The organism is Pseudonocardia nematodicida (assembly GCF_040105385.1).
Taxonomy (GTDB): domain Bacteria; phylum Actinomycetota; class Actinomycetes; order Mycobacteriales; family Pseudonocardiaceae; genus Pseudonocardia; species Pseudonocardia nematodicida.
Genome location: NZ_JBEDNQ010000010.1, coordinates 248,009 through 266,090, shown reverse-complemented (window position 1 = coordinate 266,090; position 18,082 = coordinate 248,009). Strand labels below are relative to the sequence as shown.

17 protein-coding genes and 1 pseudogene are annotated in these 18,082 nt (G+C 71.9%); 6 read left to right on the top strand and 12 right to left on the bottom strand.

Translation table 11 applies throughout. The features are described from left to right. Positions 1-61 precede the first annotated feature (61 nt). The 8 genes from WIS52_RS23500 to WIS52_RS23465 all read right to left on the bottom strand — a co-directional run bounded on the left by WIS52_RS23500 (position 62) and on the right by WIS52_RS23465 (position 7,219). Entirely contained in the window at positions 62-907 is an 846-nt protein-coding gene (locus tag WIS52_RS23500) for an SMP-30/gluconolactonase/LRE family protein (RefSeq protein WP_349300515.1), read from the bottom strand. Continuing rightward, positions 904-2,472, bottom strand: coding sequence for a class I adenylate-forming enzyme family protein (locus tag WIS52_RS23495; RefSeq protein WP_349300514.1), 1,569 nt, complete (start codon positions 2,470-2,472; stop codon positions 904-906). Before WIS52_RS23495 ends, WIS52_RS23500 begins: the two co-directional genes overlap by 4 nt. Positions 2,473-2,550: 78 nt before the next feature. Then, positions 2,551-3,225 carry a GntR family transcriptional regulator gene (locus tag WIS52_RS23490; protein WP_349300513.1) on the bottom strand — a complete coding sequence of 225 codons (675 nt, stop codon included), beginning with the start codon at positions 3,223-3,225 and terminating at the stop codon, positions 2,551-2,553. A 68-nt stretch (positions 3,226-3,293) separates the two neighbouring features. Then, the gene (locus WIS52_RS23485) at positions 3,294-4,391 is read right to left on the bottom strand and encodes a CaiB/BaiF CoA transferase family protein (RefSeq protein WP_349300512.1); all 1,098 of its coding nucleotides are present in this window, start codon (positions 4,389-4,391) and stop codon (positions 3,294-3,296) included. After that, complete coding sequence (locus tag WIS52_RS23480) at positions 4,391-5,128, bottom strand: SDR family NAD(P)-dependent oxidoreductase (protein ID WP_349300511.1); 738 nt, start codon at positions 5,126-5,128, stop codon at positions 4,391-4,393. The genes WIS52_RS23485 and WIS52_RS23480 overlap by 1 nt, the downstream gene beginning before the upstream one ends. Beyond that, on the bottom strand, positions 5,125-5,634 hold the full coding sequence (locus WIS52_RS23475) for a hypothetical protein (RefSeq protein WP_349300510.1): 510 nt from the start codon (positions 5,632-5,634) through the stop codon (positions 5,125-5,127). Before WIS52_RS23475 ends, WIS52_RS23480 begins: the two co-directional genes overlap by 4 nt. Next, positions 5,631-6,785, bottom strand: a complete 1,155-nt coding sequence (locus WIS52_RS23470) for a thiolase family protein (protein WP_349300509.1) — start codon at positions 6,783-6,785, stop codon at positions 5,631-5,633. The genes WIS52_RS23475 and WIS52_RS23470 overlap by 4 nt, the downstream gene beginning before the upstream one ends. Next, a complete protein-coding gene (locus WIS52_RS23465; protein WP_349300508.1) occupies positions 6,782-7,219 on the bottom strand; it encodes a Zn-ribbon domain-containing OB-fold protein in 438 nt (145 codons plus the stop codon). Before WIS52_RS23465 ends, WIS52_RS23470 begins: the two co-directional genes overlap by 4 nt. A gap of 225 nt (positions 7,220-7,444) precedes the next feature. Here WIS52_RS23465 and WIS52_RS23460 point away from each other — a divergent pair, with 225 nt between their 5' ends. The 6 genes from WIS52_RS23460 (at position 7,445) to WIS52_RS23435 (ending at position 14,277) form a co-directional block, all read left to right on the top strand. Continuing rightward, entirely contained in the window at positions 7,445-8,938 is a 1,494-nt protein-coding gene (locus WIS52_RS23460) for an aldehyde dehydrogenase family protein (protein ID WP_349300507.1), read from the top strand. A 37-nt stretch (positions 8,939-8,975) separates the two neighbouring features. After that, positions 8,976-10,097, top strand: coding sequence for an NDMA-dependent alcohol dehydrogenase (locus tag WIS52_RS23455; RefSeq protein ID WP_349300506.1), 1,122 nt, complete (start codon positions 8,976-8,978; stop codon positions 10,095-10,097). A gap of 4 nt (positions 10,098-10,101) precedes the next feature. Continuing rightward, on the top strand, positions 10,102-10,866 hold the full coding sequence (locus tag WIS52_RS23450; protein ID WP_349300505.1) for an SDR family NAD(P)-dependent oxidoreductase: 765 nt from the start codon (positions 10,102-10,104) through the stop codon (positions 10,864-10,866). Positions 10,867-10,964: 98 nt separating this feature from the next. Then, positions 10,965-12,275: an MFS transporter gene (locus WIS52_RS23445; protein ID WP_349300504.1), complete on the top strand. Its 1,311-nt coding sequence runs from the start codon at positions 10,965-10,967 to the stop codon at positions 12,273-12,275. Positions 12,276-12,311: 36 nt separating this feature from the next. Further along, positions 12,312-13,076, top strand: coding sequence for an SDR family NAD(P)-dependent oxidoreductase (locus WIS52_RS23440; protein ID WP_349300503.1), 765 nt, complete (start codon positions 12,312-12,314; stop codon positions 13,074-13,076). Positions 13,077-13,116: 40 nt separating this feature from the next. After that, entirely contained in the window at positions 13,117-14,277 is a 1,161-nt protein-coding gene (locus WIS52_RS23435; protein ID WP_349300502.1) for an acyl-CoA dehydrogenase family protein, read from the top strand. Positions 14,278-14,358: 81 nt separating this feature from the next. On the opposite strand, the gene WIS52_RS23430 is transcribed toward WIS52_RS23435, so the two are convergent. From WIS52_RS23430 to WIS52_RS23420, 4 genes and pseudogenes are all read right to left on the bottom strand, one after another. Beyond that, positions 14,359-14,931, bottom strand: a complete 573-nt coding sequence (locus tag WIS52_RS23430; protein ID WP_349300501.1) for a Clp protease N-terminal domain-containing protein — start codon at positions 14,929-14,931, stop codon at positions 14,359-14,361. A 239-nt stretch (positions 14,932-15,170) separates the two neighbouring features. Further along, a pseudogene (locus WIS52_RS31780) lies at positions 15,171-15,251 on the bottom strand (Clp protease N-terminal domain-containing protein); the annotation flags it as partial. An 80-nt stretch (positions 15,252-15,331) separates the two neighbouring features. Further along, positions 15,332-16,819, bottom strand: a complete 1,488-nt coding sequence (locus WIS52_RS23425; protein ID WP_349300500.1) for a GMC family oxidoreductase — start codon at positions 16,817-16,819, stop codon at positions 15,332-15,334. Between the two features lie 161 nt (positions 16,820-16,980). Further along, the gene (locus WIS52_RS23420; RefSeq protein ID WP_349300499.1) at positions 16,981-17,898 is read right to left on the bottom strand and encodes a DedA family protein; all 918 of its coding nucleotides are present in this window, start codon (positions 17,896-17,898) and stop codon (positions 16,981-16,983) included. Positions 17,899-18,082: the final 184 nt, after the last annotated feature.

Below are 18,082 nucleotides of genomic sequence, written 5' to 3'. Positions count from 1 at the left end.
TTCGCGGTGTGCGTGGTGTCGGCTCCTGAGGCTGCGCGGGTTCGGGTTCGGTCCCCGGGCATCACGACGATCCCCACCCCAGCGGGAGGCCCGGCACGTCGGAGGAACGTTCGCAGAGCAGGACCCGCCCGCCCTTCCCCGCGGTGACGACCAGCAGGTCGAAGTCCGGTCCCGCGAAGCAGAGGTTGGTCGGGAAGGTCGGCTCGGAGAACCCGAGCTTCTCCTCGACGGCGCCGTCCGGTCCGAACACGACGATCGAGTTCGCGTCGGGGGACGCGGCGTACAACCGGCCCTCGACATCGAGAGCGAGGCCGTCCGGCCCACCTTCCGGCAGGACCAGCGGCTCGCCGGCAGGCCGGAGCCGCTCGCCGTCCCAGCGGTGCCGGCTCACGATGCCGCGGCTGGTCTGCGCAAGGAACAGATCGTCACCGGAGAAGGTCAGACCGTTGGGATAGTCGACGTCGGCGAGGACGACGTCCACGGCACCGGAGTCCCGGTCGAGCGCGAGGACTCGTCCATGCGTGGTGGATCCGGGTGGCCCCGGGTCGGTGAACCAGAGGCGGCCGTCCGGTCCGATTGCGAGGTCGTTGGGGGCCTGCGCTCCGGTGACGGGAAGGTCGTCGACGCTGGCCGTCGGTCCGATCCGCTGCAGTCCCGCCTGGGCCGGGCGGGTGGAGCTGCTCGTCCGGACCGCACCTCCGTTCTGGGCGACCCAGACGGTGCCGCTCTCGTCCTCGGCGAGCCCGTTCGGTCCGCCACCGACGTCGATGCTGCGGCGGACGCCCCCTTCCAGCCCGATCTCGACGACGGCTCCCCGGGACAGCGCGACGACGAGGAGCCGCTGGTCGGTCGTCCACAGTGGTCCTTCAGTGAACCCGATCCCCTCGGCCAGCGTGCCGGCGATCATCGGGCGCCTCCGGAGAGCATGTCGCGCAGCAGCCGCTTGCTGAACTTGCCGGTGTCGGTGAGCGGGACGTCGTCCTCGGCGAGGACCTCGATACGGGCCGGGACCTTGTAGCCGGCCGCACGCTCCCGCACGTGGTCGGCGAGCCGCCGCGCGAGGTCGTCGGCGGGGACGCCACGGGGGATGACGGCGGCGACCATCTCCTCGGTCCCGAGACGGTCCTCGACCCCGACCACGAAGGCCTGGTCGACGTCGCTGTGGCTGCAGAGCAGCTCCTCGACCTCGATCGGTGCGATGTTGATGCCCTTGATCTTCAACATCTCCTTGCGCCGCCCGACCACCCTGAGCCGCTGCTCGGCGTCGAGAGCCCCCAGGTCGCCGGTACGCAACCAGCCGCCTTCCCGGAAGGCGCCCTCGCCGAGTGCAGGATCGCCGAGGTAGCCGTCGATCACGCAGCCGCGCAGCTCGATCTCCCCGGTCCCGCCGGTACGTACAACTCGGCCCTCGTCGTCGACGATGCGGATCTCCTGCGTGTCGAGCACACGCCCGGCGGTGCCCAGGACGATCTCAGGCGGGTCGTCCGCATCGGTCATGGCCGAGTGGCCGTAGGCCTCGGTGAGGCCGTAGACGCTGCAGATCCCGGTGACCCCGAGTTCCTCGAGGACCAGCCGGCGATCCTCGCGGGTGAACCCGGTCGTCCCGGTCCGCAGCGCCGAGATGTCGTGGCTGCTGAAGCCCGGGGCGGCCAGCAGGTTCCGGGTGGTCGGGCCGAATCCGTAGTAGACGGTGCAGCGTTCCCGGGCGATGAACTCCAGGGAGGTGTCACCTGTCGGTCGCTCCTCGATGCACAGGGTGACGCCATGGCTCAGCGCCACCGGCAGGGCGTTCGAGCATCCGTATCCGAAGAAGAAGGGTGCGGAGATCCACAGCCGGTCACCGGGTTTCAGGTGCTGACGGCGCCCGATCTCCGTCGCGTTGCGGAGCAGCCGGTCGTGGCGCAGCGGAACGGGCTTCGGCCGGGACGTCGATCCGCTGGTGAACAGCACGTAGGCCAGCCCGTCCGGGCGGGCGCCCGGCACGGTCGGCGCGTGGTCGGTCTCACCGACCATCTCGGGGAGCGGTTCGTCCGCACGCCAGACGATGGTGCCCGATCGGCCGTCCGCCGTGCGGTCGGAGAGACCCGCGGCGGCGAGCTCGGTGAGGGTATCGCGTCCGAACACCGTCCCGTCGGTGATCACGAGGCCGATCCCGGCCTCGTCGAGCACGTGCGCGATCTCGGCCGACCGGTACCACGTGTTGATCGGCACGACGGTCGCGCCCGCGTGCTGGACGGCGAGGGCGGCGACGACCCAGCGGATCCCGTTGGGGAGCAGGACGCCGACCCGGACGCCCGGCCCCACCCCGTCCGTGGCCAGTGCGGTCGCCAGGGACCGGATGCGGTCGGCGAGGCCGGACCAGGTCAGCCGGCCCTCCGGAGCCACGAGGGCCTCACAGCCCGGGTCGGTCTCGGCTCGATGGAGGGCGATTCCGGGCAGGGTCGCTGTGGCCTCGGGGGCAGTCGGAACCATCGGGTCATACGACATCGGATGATCCATTCTGATTTTTGATACATGCGGGCAGGGCGGTAGGGCTGGCCTCGGACGGGATCAGTCGGAGAGGATTCCGTTGCGCTTGAGGAGCGCAACGACCTCGTCGCCCTCGGCACGCACGTGCTCCTGGTTCAGGCGGTCGGCCGCCGCCCCGTCCCGGGCGCGCAGGGCCTCGACGATCTCGGCGTGCTGCCGCACCGCGGCCGGTCGCGCAGGGTGGGGGATGCTGTAGACCTCGCGGGGGAGTGCGTGCGAGAGCTGGCGGAGCACCGACAGCGTCCGCCTGCTCGCCCCGGTGTGGTTGACGAGGGAGTGGAACTCCCAGTTGAGGTCGTGCGCGAGGTCCGGGTCGGTGCTCTCCGACATCGCCCGGTGCAGCTCGTCGAGCCTGGTCAGGACCGGTTCGGTGATCCGCCGCGCCGCGCCGCCCGCCGCGAGGCCCTGCGCCATGCCGTAGAGCCGGTAGTGGTCGTCGATGTCCTCGGAGCGGATGGGTACGACGAAGGTCCCCCGGTGCGGTTCCGAGGCGACCAGCCCGTCGGACTCGAGGGTGATCAGCGCCTCGCGCACGGGGAGCCGGCTGACGCCGAGCTCGGCCGCGATCGCGTCCTGGGGGACCCGCTGCTCGGCGGAGAGCCGACCGTCGAAGATCATCGACCGGATGTGCTCGGCGACCTCCACCGCCATCGCACGGCGCTGTACACGAGGCGCGCCGGTCGAGCGCCCGGCCATGGACTCTCCTCGGCGTCGACGATCCGAACCCGCATAAAGTATCAGTCCGGTTGGGTGATCGACCGCGGTCATCGCCGCTCACTCGGGACAACTCCCCAACGCTCGAGGACGTCGGCCGCGGTGGACGGCGTCCGCACCCGCAGCGGCGTCCGGCCCAGCCGGGGCGCGGGCGCGGGCTGCGGCCCGTCGGGCCCCCGGTGCAGCGTCCCGCGGGCGGCGATCTGCGGAGCGTCGGGCGCCTCGGCCATGCTCAGCACGGGTGTGACGCAGGCGTCGCGATCGGCGAACACGGCCGTCCACTCGGCTCGGGAGCGACCCGCGAAGACCTCCGCGACCCGTTTCTTCGCCGCGGGCCACCGCTCCCGGTCCCACTGCTCGGGCAGCTCGGCCGGGTCGAGTCCGAGCCCGTCGAGCAGGCGGGTCCAGAACCGGGGCTCGATCGCGCCGACCGCCATGTACTCGCCGTCGGCGGTCGGATAGACGTCGTAGAACGGAGCACCCGAGTCGATGTCGTTGGTCCCGGGCTCGCCGGACCAGCGACCCTGTGCGGCCCGGCTCCAGATGCCGGTCATGAGCAGGCTGACTCCGTCGGTCATCGCCGCGTCGACGACCTGTCCCCGACCGCTGGTGTGCCGCTCGAGCAGGGCGGTGGTGATGCCGAAGGCGAGGAGCATCCCCCCGCCGCCGTAGTCACCGACCAGGTTGAGCGGCGGGACCGGCGCCTCACCGCAGCGCGCGATGGAGCGCAGGGCACCGGTCTCGGCCAGGTAGTTGATGTCGTGTCCGGCCTCGTGTGCCCGCGGACCGTCCTGGCCCCATCCGGTCATCCGCCCGTAGACCAGTCGCGGGTTCGCGGCGAGGCAGACCTCGGGACCGAGCCCGAGACGCTCCATCACCCCGGGACGGAAGCCCTCGATCAGCACGTCGGCCCGCCGGGCCAGCGCCAGCGCGGTCGCCCGCCCGGTGCCGGTCTTGAGATCGAGACCGATCCACGGCCGCCCGCGGGTGAGTGCACCACCGTCGACCGGGACGGCCGGACGGTCGACTCGGATCACGTCCGCGCCGGCGTCGGCGAGCAGCATCGCGGCGAACGGGCCCGGACCCAGGCCGGCGAATTCGACCACCCGGATCCCGTGCAACGGTCCGTGTGACGCGTCCTCCTCCATCAGTTCCGTCCTTCCGCGTACGGGGCGCCGATGCTGCGGCCACCGCAGGCGACGAGCACCTGTCCGGTGACGTAGCCGGTGCCGGCCAGGTAGCCGACCGCCGCGGCCACGTCGTCCGGTGTCCCGGCCCGACCGACAGGGATGGCGGCGAGGGTCCTGCGGCGGATCTCGGACGGGAGCCCGTCGGTCATCGGGGTCTCGACGAATCCCGGTGCCACCGCGTTGACGGTGATCCCCCGTGGCCCCAGCTCGAGTGCCAGCGACCGGGTGGCGCCGACCAGGCCGCCCTTGGCCGTCGAGTAGGCGGTCGAGCCGAACGTCCCCAACCACGCTCGCGAGGCGACGTTGACGATGGCACCCCGGCCGCGCTCGGCCATCCCCGCGGCGACGAGTCGCGCCATCGCGAGCGGACCGACGAGGTTGATCTCGGTCAGCCGGCGGAACAGGCTCGGGTCCAGCGCGCGGATCCGGGCGTCGCGCAGCACCCCGGCGCAGTTGACCAGGAGATCCGCTCCGCCCAGCTCGTCCGCGCGGGCCACCGCCGCCCGGCGGGACCCGGCGTCGGTGACGTCGAGGATCCAGGGGACGACGTCGTGCCCGATCGCGCCCGCGACGTCCTCCACAGCCGCCCGGTCGAGATCGGCGAGCAGCACGGTGTCGCCCTCGGCGGCGAGCCGCGCGCAGACCGCGCGACCGATGCCGCCGGCCCCTCCTGTGACCAGCACGATCCGAGTCACGGGCGCAGCCTCCCCAGGTCGGTACCGGCCGTCAGGTAGATCTCCTGCCCGGTGATCGCGGCCCCACCGTCGCCGGTGAGGACGGCGAGCTGGCCGGTGAGGGCTGCGACCGCGGGGTCCGCGGCGTCGACGGCCACGACGTTGACGGTCGTCCCCTCGCGGGCGAGCTCGATGGCCAGCGTGCGGGCCATCGAGAGCACGCCGTTCGACACGGCGGACGCGGCGGTACCGCACGCGACGGCCATCAGCGGCTCGTGCGGCAGGACGAACACGAGTCTGGTGATTCCGTCGACGACCGCCTGCACGTCGACGAGGACGGACTCGAGTGCCTCGGCGACGTCGGTGGTCAGCCGGTCGTCGGTCAGCTCGGCGAGCGGGGCCGGCACCGGGACCCGCGGTACCAGGACCGCGACCGGTGCGGCGGGGTCGAGCCGGTCGGTCGCGTCCCGGACGGCGGGCGCGAGCGCCCCCGTGCCGCGGACGGTCGAGGTGGCGATGGACCTCATGCCGTCATCACCACCGTCGTGACCGACCCGCCGTCGGTGCCGTTGACCGTCCCGCCCTTGCAGTACGCCAGTGCCGCGCGTGCCCCGTCGACCTGCCGGCCGCCGGCCGCGCCGCGCAGCTGCCAGGTGAGTTCGCAGACCTGCGCCGCGCCCGTCGCGCCGACGGGGTGGCCGCGGGACAGCAGGCCGCCGCTCGGATTGACCGGTAAACGGCCGCCGAGCGCGGTCTCCCCGTCCGCGGCCCAGGCGGCGCCCCGGCCGCGGGGGACCAGGCCCAGACCCTCCATCCGGACAATCTCCGCGATCGTGAAGCAGTCGTGCATTTCGACGACGTCGATGTCATCCGGCCCGACCTCGGACAGCCGCCACGCCTCCTGCCCGGCACGGTGCGAGACGTCCTCGGCGTTGAGATCGTTGAGGCCGGTCTGCACAGATCCGCTGACCAGGCCGACGCCACGGACCCGCGGGCCGGTGGCGTCGAGCCCGAGCCGGCGCAAGCCGGACCGGGTGCAGAGCAGCACCGCGGCCGCGCCGTCGGAGATCGGGCTGCAGTCCAGCAGACCGAGCGGCTCGGCGATCGGGCGTGCGTCCAGGACCTGCGCGAGGGTGATCGGCTTCTGGTACTGCGCGAACGGATTGTGTACGGAGTGGGCGTGGTTCTTCACCGCCACCGCCGCGATCTGGTCCCGGGTGGCCCCGTGGTCGGCCATGTAGCGCCGCGCGCTCATCGCGTGCCCGGCCGCCATCACGTAGCCGATGGCCGCGTCGAGGTCACCGGGATCCGGCCGGACCCCGCCCGCGATCCGGTCGGTCATCTTCTCGACACCGATGACCAGGACGACGTCGTGCAGGCCGGCGGAGAGCGCGATCCACGCCTCGCGGATCGCCGTGGCACCGCTGGCACAGTAGTTCTCGAGGTTGGACACCGGACGCCCGTCGAGCCCGAGCCGGGCGGCGATCCGCTGACCGGCCACCGGGCCACCGAAGACGTGTCCGACGTAGAGACCGTCGACCGCCGACAGCTCGGCACCGGCGTCCGCGAGCGCCGACCGGGCCGCGGTGACCGCCATCGACTCGAGTGTCACGTCGGCGGGGTACTTGCCGAAGCGGGTCATGCCGACACCGGCGACGTGGGCGGGAGCCAGGCTCATGACGACACCCCCGCGGAGGTGCGGAAGCGGAACCCGACCAGCTCCGAACCCGTGTCGTCGACGCCGAAGGGGGCCGGTTCCAGCTCCACCGGCATGTCCAGCGTGACCTCCTCGGGTGGCACGCCGACGACCTGTGCCATCAGCCGGACCCGATCGGTGGGCAGGTCGATCCAGGCGAGTGTGTAGGGCACCTCGACGTCCGGTGGTGCCTGGCGGACCACGGTGAACGAGTGCACGCGGCCGACAGGTGAGAGCTCGACGGGATCGACCGTCGCCGCCCGGCACGCCGGGCAGAAGGTGCGCGCGGGAAAGACGGCGCAGTCGCACGCCGTGCATCGCGACCCCAACAGGCGCAGCGGCTGCAGGGTGAGCAGGCCGTCACGGAACGGCCGGGCGCGGGTGGCGGTGGACGACGAGGTCTCGGCGGGCGGCATCGATGCCTCCTGTCTGGCGAGGGACGGTCGCACGGTCGGACCGACGGGTCTGATTCTTGATACAAAAAACCGAAAGTCAAGCTTGCGTTGGCCACGCTCTGTCTGTGACTCTCTGCACGGCTACGGGCCGAGCTGAGCGAATGTGCAGCTCAGGAAGCGCCTAAGTCGGCCACGTGTCGGATCTCGACCCCGACCGTATGTATCAAATATTCATGGAGGGCAACGATGACCTTCACCGGAGCGGCCACTGTCGTGGCCGACGCGGTGTCCGAGCGCCTTGCGCTGCCGCCGCACGTCTTCGTGGACGGTGCGGCGGTGCCCGCGGCCGCCGGAGGTGAGCTCGCAGTCCTCGACCCGGCGAGCGGCCGCCGGATCGGGACCGCGGCCCGCGGTGGCGCCGGCGACGTCGACCGGGCCGTCCGGGCCGCCGCACGGGAGTTCCGGTCCGGGGCGGCGTGGCGGACGATGACTCCGCTCGAGCGGGGCAAGGTGCTGCACCGCATCGGTGACGCGATCCTCGATCGCGCGGACGAGTTCGCCGAGCTCGAGGTCCTCGACGCCGGAAAGGTGCGCGGCGCCGCCCGGTCGATCGACGTCGACTTCGCGGCCCGGGCCTTCCACTACTTCGCGGGCTGGCCGACGAAGATCGTCGGCTCGACCGTCCCGACCTCACACCCGGGCATCCACATCGCCACGGAGAAGGAGCCCGTCGGGGTCGTCGGCGCGATCACCGCGTGGAACTTCCCGCTGCTGTTGTGCGGCTGGAAGCTGGCTCCCGCGCTCGCGGCCGGGTGCACCGTGGTCCTCAAGCCCTCGGAGGAGACCCCGCACTCGGCGCTGTGGCTGGCCGAGCTCGCGATCGAGGCGGGCCTGCCGGCCGGCGTGCTCAACGTCGTGCCCGGCCGCGGCGCGGAGGCCGGGCAGGCACTCGTCGACCACCCGCTGGTCGACAAGATCACCTTCACTGGCTCGACCGCCGTCGGGAAGCAGATCGCGAGCCGGGCCGCGGACGGGGTCAAGCGGGTCACGCTGGAGCTGGGAGGCAAGAGCGCGAACATCATCTTCGCCGATGCCGACCTGGACGCCGCCGTCGAGGGCTCCGCGGGTGGGTTGTTCTGGCACTCCGGGCAGACGTGCAGCGCCCCGTCGCGGCTCTTCGTACATCGCTCGGTCCACGACGAGGTGGTCACGAGACTGCGGTCGATCGCCGACGGGCTCCGGCCCGGCCACGGGCTCAACGACGGCACCGAACTCGGACCGCTGGTCAACGCGGCACAGCAGGCCAAGGTCGCCGGGCACGTCTCGCTCGCCCGCGAGCAGGGCGCCGGCGTGCACGTCGGTGCGGACGTCCCCGTCGAGGGGTTCTTCCACCCCGCGACGATCCTCTCCGGCGCACGCGACGAGATGGACTGTGCCACCGAGGAGATCTTCGGTCCGGTCCTCACCGTGCTCCCGTTCGACGGCACCGACGAGGTCCTCCGGCGCGCCGATGCCAGCGAGTACGGGCTCGCCGCCGGTGTGTGGACCCGCGACGTCGGCACCGCGCACCGGGCCACGAAGGCCCTGCGTGCGGGCACCGTCTACGTCAACGGCTGGGGCCTCACCGACCCGGCCGCGCCGTTCGGCGGCTTCCGTCAGTCCGGATACGGCCGCGACCTCGGCCCCGACAGCCTCGAGAGCTACCTGGAGACCAAGTCCGTGTGGACCTTCCACGGCTGAGCCCACCCCCCACCCCACCCCTCACCCAGGAGAAGACATGAAGACCCGTGCCGCCGTCCTGACCGGCTACCACCGACCCTTCGAGATTCGCGAGATCGACCTCGACGAGCCCCGCGCCGGCGAGGTCCTGCTGACGATGTCGGCGGCCGGCCTGTGCCATTCGGACCTGCACATGGTCGACGGCGACAACGTCGTCCGTTTCCCGATCGTCGGCGGGCACGAAGCCGCCGGAATCGTCGAGCAGGTCGGCCCCGGCGTCACCAGGGTCGCGCCCGGAGACCATGTCGTCTGCAGCTTCACCCCGGCCTGCGGTACCTGCCGCTACTGCTCCACCGGCAAGCAGAACCTCTGCAACTCCGGTGCCACCATCCTCGAAGGCTCCATGCCCGACGGCACCTTCCGGATGCACGATCCGGAACTGGGGGACATCGGCGGGTTCTGCATGCTCGGTGCCTTCTCCGAGCGCGCCACCGTCTCGGAGCTGTCGTGCGTGAAGGTCGACGACTGGCTGCCGCTGGACAAGGCGGTCCTCGTCGGGTGTGGGGTCCCCACCGGCTGGGGGAGCGCGGTCAACGCCGGCGGCGTACGTCCCGGCGACACGGTCGTCGTCTACGGGCTGGGCGGCGTCGGCATGAACGCCGTCCAGGGCGCCGCCCACGCGGGCGCGAAGTACGTGATCTGCGTGGATCCGGTCGAGTTCAAGCGCAAGACCGCGCTCGACTTCGGTGCCACCCACGTCTTCGCCACGGCCGAGGAGGCCGCGACGGCGACCAGGGAACTGACCTGGGGTGAAGGTGCGGACCAGGCCATCTGCGTCGTCGGCGTGATGACCGAGCAGGTCGTCACGGACGCGTTCAACGTGATCGGCAAGGGCAGCACCGTCGTCGTCACCGGCGTCGCCAACCCGGCCGACCTGACCGTCCACGTGTCCGGATCGGACATGGTCTTCAACCAGAAGACCATCAAGGGAACGCTGTTCGGCTCGTCGAACCCCCAGCACGACATCATCCGCATGCTCCGGCTGTATGACGCCGGGCAGCTCAAGCTCGACGAGCTGATCACCCGGACCTACACCCTCGACCAGATCAACGAGGGTTACCAGGACCTGCGCGACGGCACGATCATCCGCGGCGTCATCGACTTCACGCTGGGTGCCTGAGATCATGAGCGATCACGGAACCGCCGCCACCGGGGAGTTCGCGGGCCGCGTCGCGATCGTCACGGGCGCGGCGAGCGGGATCGGCCGGGCGACGGTGGAACTGCTCGTCGAACGCGGGGCCCGCGTCGTCGCCGAGGATCGCGATCCCGGTGTGTCCGCCCTCGAGTCGGCCGCGGTCGCGGCCCTGATCGCGGACGTCATCCACGAGGACAGCGCCCAGCGGGCGGTCGCACTCGCCGGGGAGCGTTTCGGCCGGCTCGACGTGCTGGTCAACAACGCCGGGATCATCATCAACAAGGCCGTCGCCGAGATGACGCTGGACGAGTGGAACGGGGTCCTCGCGGTCAACGCCACGGGCGCGTTCCTGCACTCGCGGGAGGCGTTGCGCGCGATGGCACCACAGGGAGCGGGCGCGATCGTGAACGTCGGGTCGTACGCCTGCTACCAGGCCTTCCCCACCATCGCGGCGTACGCCGCCTCCAAGGGCGCGCTCGCCCAGCTCACCCGGGCCACCGCGCTGGAGGCCATCGACTCCGGCATCCGGGTCAACGCGGTCGGGACGGGCGACACGGTCACCCACATCCTCGACGACATCCACGACGACGGTCCCGGCTTCCTCACCGCGCACGGCAGCGGGACCCCGATCGGCCGCGCCGCGCAGCCGCGGGAGATCGCCGAGGTCATCGCCTTCCTTGCATCGGACCGCGCCGCGTACCTCGTCGGCTCCGTCGTGATGGCCGACGGCGGCATGAGTGTCGTCGCCGGCTGACCCGTCCGAGCCGGACCCGTGTGCACGCCGCGGGCGGGCGACCGATCACGTTCTCCTCTCTTCCTGCTCCGGAAGGACCTCTGATGTCCGATCACCCCGTGAGTGCTCCTGACGTGGACGACCCCGGTCGTCCCGTCGCGGGCGAACCGTCGCCGCACGACGTCCGGAAGGCCACCTTCTCGGGTGCCGCCGGCTTCTTCATGGAGACCTACGACTTCACGATCTACGGTCTCGTCGCCGCGTACCTGACCGTCGAGTTCTTCTCCACGGCGGATTCGGCGACGTCGCTGCTGGTGACCTGGGCGGTGTTCGCCATCCCGTTCCTGGTCAGACCCGTGGGCGGTGTCGTGCTCGGGTCCTTCGCCGACCGCATCGGCCGGAAGACAGTGATGTTGCTCAGCGTCGTCGCGATCGCGGTGGCCACGGCGCTCATCGGCCTGATCCCCTCTTACCAGACCATCGGGATCATCGCCCCGCTGGCGGTCCTGCTCTGCCGGCTCGCCCAGGGGTTCGTCTACGGCGGGGAGACGGCGGCAGCCATCACCTTCGTCGGGGAATGGACCCCGGTGCGGCAGCGGGCGAGCCGGCTCGCCCTCGTGCAGACGGGAGCGTCGGTCGGCAACCTGTTCGGTTCGGTCTGCGCGTTCTCGCTGAGCTTCCTGCTCGGCCCCGTACTGATGCAGGCGTGGGGATGGCGGGTGCTGTTCCTGCTCGCGATCCCGCTGGCCGGCGTCGCGGTGTACATCCGGTTCAAGATCGGCGAGACCCCGGTGTTCCGGCGCATGCAGTCCACCGGTGACATCTCGTCCACGCCGCTGCGCGACGCGGTCGCCGACCCGGCGACCCGCGGGCGCATGTACCAGGGAGCACTGCTCGGAGCGCTGATGTGCGCGGGCTTCTACGTCATCTACATCCAGCAGCCCGCCTACCTCGTCGCCGAGTTCGGGTTCAGCGCCCAGGAGGGCCTCCTCGTGACGCTCGTCGGTCTGAGCCTGCTCGTCGTGCTGACCCCCCTCTTCGGCCTCGCCGCCGACCGCTACGGCCGGCGGGCGATCTGTGTCGGCACGGCCGGGATCCTCGCGCTGGCGTCCGTCCCGCTGTTCGTCCTGATCGGATCCGGGACCCTCGGCGCGGCGGTCGCGGGCGTACTCCTGCTAACCGCGCCGTTCGCCGCGCACAACGCGCTGACACTCGGGGCGATCTTCGAAACCCTGGCGGCGCGCACCCGCGGTACCGCGTTCGCCATCTCCTGGGGGCTGACCGTGGCGGTCTTCGGCGGCGCGGCACCCTTCATCAGCACCGGACTCATCGCGCTCACCGGATTCGCGCAGAGCCCGGCTCTGCTGATCTCGTTCGCCGCCGTACTGAGCGCCGTGGGCTACCTGCGGTACTCGGAGCCGGTCGAATGACGGTGGTCGCCCGCCGGACCGGGAGAGGGACCCCGGATGACTGACGACGAGCACGGGTGTGTGGTGGTCACCGGAGCCGCATCGGGCATCTGCCGGGCCGCCGGCCTGCGCCTCGCACGCGACGGGCTCGTCGTCGCGGCGTTCGATCGGGACGGTGAGGGTCTGGCCTCCCTGCGGAAGGAGATCGAGGACAGCGGTGGCCGGGTGGACATCCGCGAGGTCGACGTCGCCGAGCCGGCCGCCCTCCGCGAGGCGGTCGACGGCGTCGCCCGGGCGACGGGGGGAGTCCGGGCGGTGGTCCACGGTGCCGGGGTGATCGTGCGCAAGGACCTGGCCGCGACCACGCAGGAGGACTGGGACCGGACACTGGCGATCAATCTGAGCAGCGCCTTCCATCTCGTCCGGGCCGCCGTTCCGCACCTGGTCGCGGGTCGCGGAGGTGCGATCGTGATGATCACGTCGACGGCGGCTCATCGCGGAGGCGTCGGCCACCCCGCCTACGCGGCATCGAAGGGAGGGCTGCTCGCCGTCAGTCGGACGCTCGCGGTCGAGCTGGCGCCCCATCGGATCCGGGTGAACTCGGTCAGTCCCGGCGTGATCGGGACGGCCATCAACCGGGACGCCTTCACCGACCCCGACCTGATCGGACGGTTCGACTCGGCGATCCCGCTCGGCCGGACGGGAACACCCCGTGACGTCGAGGACGCGATCGCGTTCCTCGTCGGTCCGGGATCCGCGTACGTGACCGGCATCGATCTCGCCGTCGACGGCGGGCTCATGAGCCGGACCGGGCTGTCGTGACGAGCCCGCCACCACCACACGACGACGGGAAGGAACAGGCATGGGCATGCTGAGCTCCGAGGAACAGGCGATCGTCGACATCGTCCGGGAGTTCGTCGACCGGGAGGTGAAGCCGCAGGTCAACGAGTTCGAGCGCTCGGGGGAGTACCCCGAGAAGTGGATTGACCAGATGAAGGAGCTCGGGATCTACGGGCTCGCGGTGCCCGGGCCGTGGGGCGAGGCACCGGTGTCGATGCCGTGCTACGCGCTGGTCACGGCGGAGCTGGCCCGCGGCTGGATGAGCCTGGCCGGCGCCATGGGCGGGCACACCGTCGTCGCCAAGCTGCTGGTGCAATTCGGTACGCCGGAGCAACGGGACCGCTACCTGCCGCGGATGGCGACCGGTGAGCTCCGGGCGACGATGGCGCTGACCGAGCCGGGCGGCGGCTCGGACCTGCAGGCCATGGCCACCCGGGCCCGGCGGACCGACGACGGATACGTCGTCGACGGGACCAAGACCTGGATCACCAATGCCCGCCGCTCCGGCCTCATCGCGCTGCTCTGCAAGACCGACCCCGATGCCGAGCCCCGTCACCGGGGCGTCTCCGTGCTGTTGGTCGAGCACGGCCCGGGACTGACCGTGTCGAAGGACCTGCCCAAGCTCGGCTACAAGGGGGTCGAGTCCTGTGAGCTGCACTTCGACGACATGCGGGTTCCCGCGGACGCCGTTCTCGGCGGCGTGGAGGGCCGCGGCTTCGCCCAGATGATGACGGGCCTGGAGACCGGCCGGATCCAGGTCGCCGCACGGGCCCTCGGCGTCGCCGACGCCGCGCTGGAGGATGCCCTGCGCTACGCCCGGGAACGGGAGGCGTTCGGCAAGCCGATCTGGCGCCACCAGGCCGTCGGGAACCGTCTCGCGGACATGGCGACCAAGGTCACCGCCGCCCGGCGGCTGATCCTGCACGCCGCCGAGACCTACGAGTCCGGCCGGCGCTGTGACATGGAGGCCGGGATGGCCAAGCTGTTCGCCTCCGAGACCGCCATGGAGGTCGCGCTGGACGCGATCCGGGTGCACGGTGGCTACGGCTACTCCACCGAGTTCGACGTCGAGCGGTACTTCCGCGACGCACCGCTGATGATCGTCGGTGAGGGCACCAACGAGATCCAGCGCAACGTCATCGCCGCTCAGCTGGTCGAGCGCGGCGGGCTGGACCGCTCCTGACGGCGGACGGAGTGGACCTTCGTGTCGGCCCTCCCGATCGGCCGCCGTACGTCTGGAACCGTCCGACCGTCAGCGGCTCGCTCATCCGGTCCACGGATGGGGGTGGCGTGAGGGGTGGTGGTGATCCCGCTCTGCTTCCAGGTGGGCGCGGTGCGCGGCGGTGCTGCGCTGCGGCGGGATGGCCAGCGCCTGACCGACGGCGGTGTCGGTCCAGCCGGCGCGGGCAGTGGCGTCGAGGAACCCGAGTTCGCTCTGCAGGTGTGTGGTCCGCAGGCGGGCGAGCTCGCGGTGCCGGCTGATCAGGACGTCGTCGGGGGGCGCGGGGATGCGTTCGTCGCCGCCGGCCATGGCGAGCATGTTGAGTACGCCGAGGTACTCGTAGCGCAGGTGGCTGCCGTAGATCGTGCCGTGCAGCCAGGCCATGATCGTGGGTTCGACCGGGGTGCGGGGCGGTGCGAGGGCTGCGCTGAGCTCAGGCCGGTCGCTACCCCACGGCGTATCGGTGGATGTGTCGGCGCCGCTCGCGGCGTCGGCTGCCTGTCGGCGGAGCGCAGCGATGTCCACATCGAGGGCGAGCAGTACCCGCAGCGCGCCGTTGGCGGGTTGATCGAGCAGCCCGAGGAGCAGGTGGGCGGGCGTGATCGGCGGTCGCACTCCGGGGCGAGCACGACAGGTCTGCAGTGCCTGGCGTAGCGAGAGATCCAAGGTCGCCGTGGCCCGTTCGGTGAAGCCCAGGTCTCGGCCCAGCAGTCGGTTCTCGATCCGGGCGGGCGTAGCGCCGGACGGACGAGGCCCGGACGGCTGCGGCGCACGTGATCGTGTGCAGCCTGCTCGTCCAGGCCGCAGTCCATCAGCGGAGTCGGGGTGTCATCGCCGGGGGAACGGCGTTCCTCGACGAGGAAGCCGAGCAGGAGGTGTTCGGTCCCCACCGCGTCGTTGTGCAGGTCCCGCGCCCGCTCGCGAGCGAGCTCGATGACCTGCCGGGGGAGACTAGTTCCGGTCCGAAGCGCCGGCCAAGGTCAGGTGCGGCCGATGGCCTCCCGCCCGGTGCCGGTTATCCGGTGCGTCCGCCCCGGATGTCGCGGGCGATCTTCTCGCCGACGAGGATGGCCGTCAGGTTGGTGTTGGCCCGGGGGACCCACGGCAGGACGACGACGTCCGGTGCGTCCGGGGACCCCATGCGGCAGGACCCGGACGCGTGCACGGTGTCGACGACGTTGGTGAGGGAGAACCGGGCGAACTCGTCGTCGGTCATCGGGGTCTCGGGGGAGACCAGTTCCGCGCCGAGCGCGGTGAACGCGGCGATCTCCTTCATCTCCGGCGCCGCGGCGATCCGGCGCAGCTCGTCGACGACGGCGCGGAACCGCTGCATGTCCTCCGGCGCGGAGAGCATGTCGAAGTCGACGCTCGGGTCGAGCGCCGGATCGGTCCCGGCGATGCGGACCCGCCCGGTCGAGGAGACCCGGTTCACCCAGCCGATGACGCCGCCGGCGGTGACGCCGACGCCCAGCGCTCCGGGGGTGCCGAGCATCCCGTCGTCGGGCTCCTCGCCGACGCCGGTGTCGAACCGCACGCAGAGCTGGCCCCGCTCGGGGAGGCCGCCGTAGTCGACCGGCTCGTGCAGGCCGAGTGCCAGCGTGATGCCCGGGTGGTCCTGTAGGCCGTGCCCGACCGGGAGGTCGGTGAGCGGGTCGACGCCGAGCTCGCGCAGCTCCGCGGCCGGCCCGATACCGGACCGCTGCAGGATCGCGGGCGAGTGGATCGCCCCGGCGCACAGCACGACCTCCGCGCTCCGGAACTCGACGACCGTGCCGCCGGCGACCGCGCGCACCCCGACGGCCCGGCTGCCGGAGAACAGGACGCGATCGACGAGCGCGTCGCCGCGCACCTCCAGGCCGGGCCGTTCGCGGGCGGGTTCGAGGTAGGCGTCGTTGGTGGAGACGCGTTCGGTGCCGAAGCTGTTGTAGGCGTACGGGGACACCCCGGTCGAGCCGGGTGCGTTGTGGTCGGGCGCCCAGGGGTGGCCGAGGCGCTCCGTGATCCGGTCGACCGCCGCGTCGACCGTCGCGAAGTCCTCGCGGCGGGGCCGGACGATCGGGGTCGGGCCGTGGGCGCCGTGGTAGGGCTCGTCGGGGAAGTCCTGGTCGCTCTCCATCGCGGTGAGCAGCGGGAGGACGTCGTCGAAGCTCCATCCGGTACAGCCCTGCGCGGCCCAGCCGTCGAAGTCCTCCCGGGGCGGCCGGATGGCGAACAGCCCGTTGATGGCGGAGCTGCCACCCGCACCGCGGCCACGGATGTAGGGCAGCGGCTGCTGCGCCGACGACCGCGTCGCGACGAGGTCGGGGAACGTGTGCGACGCGGCCAGCTCCCGCGCGAGATGGACCTTGCCGGGCTCGACGCCGCGCAGCATCGGGACGGCGTCCGCGGAGCGGTAGTCCGGGCCGGCCTCCAGCAGCAGCACGCGCCGGCCGTCGTCCTCGCTGAGCCGGGCCGCGACGGCTGCTCCGGCCGAACCCGCTCCGACGACGATCGTGTCGTACATGTTCTCTCCTCCACCGCCCGGGTGCTCTCGAGGCGTTCCCGCCGTGGCCACAGCAGAGCCCATGCCCCTGCGGCATGGTCAAACGACGGCGTCGCCACCGTGTACGCGGGCCCAGAGTCCGGCTGCCCCACCGGCCGCTCCGGTCGGTGCGGCGCCCGGGATCAGGCGCCGCCCGCCCGCTGGTCCTGCGTCGCCCCGTTCGCCTTCTGCCCCTTCATGCCGGCCCGGACCGAGATCACCACGACGAGAGCGAGGGTGATCCACAGCGCGTACTCGTCCACGGCGAGGACGACGTCCACGGCGTGCTGCCCGATCCCGTAGCCGAGTCCTGCCACCAGGCCCGCGATGAGCGCGGCACCGATCGCGTCGAAGACGAGGAACGGGAGCAGGCGCATCCGGCCCATGCCGGCCAGCGCGAACACCGCGGGGGCGGGAACACCCGGCAGTGCAGCCGCGACGACGGCGAGAGGCTGCACCCAGCGCGGAGCCGACCGCAACCACGCCACGAAGCGCTGTGCACCCGCGCCGGGCGCCCACAGCTGGATGATCTTCGCTCCCCAACGGCGGCCGGCCAGCCAGAACAGCCAGTCGAACTTGATCATTCCGAAGACGCCGGCGGCGACCACCAGCCACAGGTCGGCCTCGCCGATCCGCGCGAACGCTGCCCCGGCCCCGACCGCGGACAGGCTGCCGGTCACCGCGGCCAGTGCGACCGGGTAGGACGCGATCAGGAGCGGCCGGAACGGCATCGACGCCAGGTTGAGCGCGACGACCGCGACCGTCGCGATGATCAGGAACCAGTCGCCGCGCCGCATCGGGCCGTCCCAGGGCGCGACCTTGCGCAGCGCCTCCCGTGCCTCCTCGCGTTCCTGCGGGGTGTAGTGCGCGCTCCGCCAGCGGAACCGTCGCTTCGTCGCGGGCGGCGCCTGCGGCGCGGGCGTGCCGTACGCCGGCGTCTCGACCTCGGAGACGTTCCTCTGCACCGCCGTACCCATCGGAGGTGTGGCGTCCCCGGGACCGGCGTCGTACGCCGGTCCGCGGATCTCGTCCCGGTACCCACCGGTGGTCGTCCTGGCCATGTCACCTGCTCCGTCCGACTCGGTCGTTCCCATGGGAAAGAGCAGAAACGATGCCGTTGCGGCACGGTCAAGCTCAGCGACCGACCACGTCCGTCCGGGCCAGCAGGTGCAACGGGACCGGCGGTCATCACCGTCGGCCGAGGCGCCCGCGCCGCCCCCAGTTCCCGCTCTGCTTCCAGGTGGG

Bases quoted from the DNA above. Each gene is read 5' to 3' on its own strand.
- WIS52_RS23465 (WP_349300508.1), bottom strand. From the start codon at position 7,219: ATGCCGCCCGCCGAGACCTCGTCGTCCACCGCCACCCGCGCCCGGCCG.
- WIS52_RS23440 (WP_349300503.1), top strand. From the start codon at position 12,312: ATGACTGACGACGAGCACGGGTGTGTGGTGGTCACCGGAGCCGCATCG.
- WIS52_RS23490 (WP_349300513.1), bottom strand. From the start codon at position 3,225: ATGGCCGGGCGCTCGACCGGCGCGCCTCGTGTACAGCGCCGTGCGATG.
- WIS52_RS23435 (WP_349300502.1), top strand. From the start codon at position 13,117: ATGGGCATGCTGAGCTCCGAGGAACAGGCGATCGTCGACATCGTCCGG.
- WIS52_RS23450 (WP_349300505.1), top strand. From the start codon at position 10,102: ATGAGCGATCACGGAACCGCCGCCACCGGGGAGTTCGCGGGCCGCGTC.
- WIS52_RS23455 (WP_349300506.1), top strand. From the start codon at position 8,976: ATGAAGACCCGTGCCGCCGTCCTGACCGGCTACCACCGACCCTTCGAG.
- WIS52_RS23485 (WP_349300512.1), bottom strand. From the start codon at position 4,391: ATGGAGGAGGACGCGTCACACGGACCGTTGCACGGGATCCGGGTGGTC.
- WIS52_RS23460 (WP_349300507.1), top strand. From the start codon at position 7,445: ATGACCTTCACCGGAGCGGCCACTGTCGTGGCCGACGCGGTGTCCGAG.
- WIS52_RS23475 (WP_349300510.1), bottom strand. From the start codon at position 5,634: ATGAGGTCCATCGCCACCTCGACCGTCCGCGGCACGGGGGCGCTCGCG.
- WIS52_RS23495 (WP_349300514.1), bottom strand. From the start codon at position 2,472: ATGGTTCCGACTGCCCCCGAGGCCACAGCGACCCTGCCCGGAATCGCC.
- WIS52_RS23470 (WP_349300509.1), bottom strand. From the start codon at position 6,785: ATGAGCCTGGCTCCCGCCCACGTCGCCGGTGTCGGCATGACCCGCTTC.
- WIS52_RS23425 (WP_349300500.1), bottom strand. From the start codon at position 16,819: ATGTACGACACGATCGTCGTCGGAGCGGGTTCGGCCGGAGCAGCCGTC.
- WIS52_RS23420 (WP_349300499.1), bottom strand. From the start codon at position 17,898: ATGGCCAGGACGACCACCGGTGGGTACCGGGACGAGATCCGCGGACCG.
- WIS52_RS23500 (WP_349300515.1), bottom strand. From the start codon at position 907: ATGATCGCCGGCACGCTGGCCGAGGGGATCGGGTTCACTGAAGGACCA.